Here is a 386-nt window from a genome sequence, read left to right on the forward strand (position 1 = left end):
GTGTGGCGGGACGTGTCGTCATGCGGTTTTTGGGGTGGTCGCGGTGGTCGTCGTTATCATCTTGGCCTTCCTTTGGCGGTAAGCTTCCCCCCTCCCGCGATACAACGAATAAAAGTCGCGTTAACACACACGCTGGTTCGTCGCGTGGTATTTACCGGGTTCCTATAACCCACAAACTCACACCGCGTCTGTTTTGGTTGGTTCTCTCTCTTTATTAATGAGGTTGCGTACGGACTCGGAGGGAAGGGGGTGGGTTATACCTTGATTTTGATTTTGATTTTGTGGCGTCGCTGTTCTGCCGCGCGAGCGGCCGTGCCGCTTGAGCTTATAGAGCGAAGGTGTTGTAGGGCCGCGGATGCCCCGAGCCAGCAGGTTTTGGAGAACGG

At 55.2% G+C, this 386-nt stretch carries 1 protein-coding gene; it reads right to left on the reverse strand.

Going from position 1 to position 386, the window contains the following annotated elements; translation table 11 throughout:
- Positions 1–177: 177 nt before the first annotated feature.
- A partial coding sequence (locus tag D7W81_RS44705; protein WP_244227813.1) for a hypothetical protein occupies positions 178–386 on the reverse strand: 209 nt, incomplete at its 5' end.

The organism is Corallococcus aberystwythensis (assembly GCF_003612165.1).
In the GTDB taxonomy this organism is placed as follows: Bacteria; Myxococcota; Myxococcia; order Myxococcales; family Myxococcaceae; genus Corallococcus; species Corallococcus aberystwythensis.